This is a genomic window from Oleiphilus sp. HI0086, assembly GCF_001635225.1.
On the sequence record NZ_LWFZ01001386.1, the window covers coordinates 1 to 1,481 of the forward strand.

At 45.9% G+C, this 1,481-nt stretch carries 1 protein-coding gene and 1 pseudogene; both read right to left on the reverse strand.

Features of this window, described 5'->3' with window-relative positions:
- Window positions 1–80: 80 nt before the first annotated feature.
- Window positions 81–1,349 (reverse strand): Fe-S cluster assembly protein SufD, encoded by a 1,269-nt coding sequence (gene sufD / locus A3756_RS23675; protein ID WP_068553455.1) that lies wholly within the window; start codon window positions 1,347–1,349, stop codon window positions 81–83.
- A 10-nt stretch (window positions 1,350–1,359) separates the two neighbouring features.
- Window positions 1,360–1,481, reverse strand: a pseudogene (gene sufC / locus A3756_RS26860) (Fe-S cluster assembly ATPase SufC); the annotation flags it as partial.

Below are 1,481 nucleotides of genomic sequence, written 5' to 3' on the forward strand. Positions count from 1 at the left end.
CTCTAATACTTTCAATATTCATTTATCACTCAATACCTTGATAGCTCTTTATGACGCAGGTGCACTAACGACGCGATCATTTAATCTAAAGGGTAACTTAACAGCTCTGCCAGTTGCTGCTCCCAGAAGTCTGCAATAGCTTCAATTGGGGCTGCCCGAACCACTTCCAATACAAAACCGAGGGTTAGCATCAGGCGAGCCTGTTCATGCGTTACGCCACGCGTTTTAAGGTAGTACAGTTCAGTTTCGTCTAACTGACCAATGGTTGTACCGTGAGCACATTTCACGTCATCGGCATAAATTTCCAGCTCGGGCTTGGAATCGATTTCAGCAGACGATGAAAGAAGAAGGTTCTTGTTACTCATTGAACCTAAGGTCTTCTGTGCGTCCGGGTGAATGTGAATTCGGCCATTAAAGACGATATGGGACTTATTGTCGGCAATACAACGGTAAGTCTCATTACTGGTGCAGTTTGGTGCAATATGTTCGATACAGGTATGGTTATCGTAATGCTGCTGACCGGTGGTGACAGTAACACCGTTAAGATCACACTCAGCACCTGCTTCTAACATCTGCACGTGCAAGTCGTGACGACCCACTTGGCTGCCCAAACCTAAAGAGTAGCTCTTGAAGTTAGCGTTACGATAGAGCGCGACACCGGTAAAACCGATTTGCTTGGCTGGCGTAGATTCAAGGTTCATACGCAAGTACTTTACATGAGCATTATCAGCAATACGCAGGTCACATACACTGTTAACAAGCCCTTGAGCACCTTCTTCGGCGTCAATGACGAGTTCTTCAATAAAGGTTGCTTCGGCATTTGCTTCAACGTTAATGAAAACGCGTGGCTGGCTCAGGCCGCTAGCATTGCTATGAAAAACCAACTTGAGTGGTTTGCCCAGTTGAGTATTCTTCGCAACGTTGATGAACAAGCCATCTTGCATCAAACCCGCATTCAGTTTTGCAAACAGCAAATGCTCTGCAGAATTACTTATGCTATTGGCGACAAGCTCGCACTCTTTCTCATCAAGAGAAGACAAACTTTTGATGGTGATACCCGCTTGTGACAAGGCATCAGCGTCATAGCTTGGCGCATTATTATTGGCGATCAGTATCGTGTTGCAATCAAGCTCGTAGCTCACTTGGTAGGGGGTAGCGATGGCCGTTGCTGGTGAAAAGCTTTCAGGAAGCTTCAAGTGCTTCGCTGAGTATTTCCAGGCTTCGGTTTTTCGGGTAGGCACAGCCGTTTGTGACAGGGCTGCCATACTTTCTTCGCTATATTTTTTCAGTGACTCGGGTAAGTCAGAAGACTTATTTAGACCGAAATCAATATCACTTAATAAGGTCATTACCGTGTCCCTAAGCTTTGTCTTCTTCGATGCCTAACCAGCCGTAGCCCTTTTCTTCAAGCTCAAGCGCGAGTTCCTTACCACCAGACTTAATAATCTGGCCGTTAGCAAGAACGTGAACGTAGTCAGGAA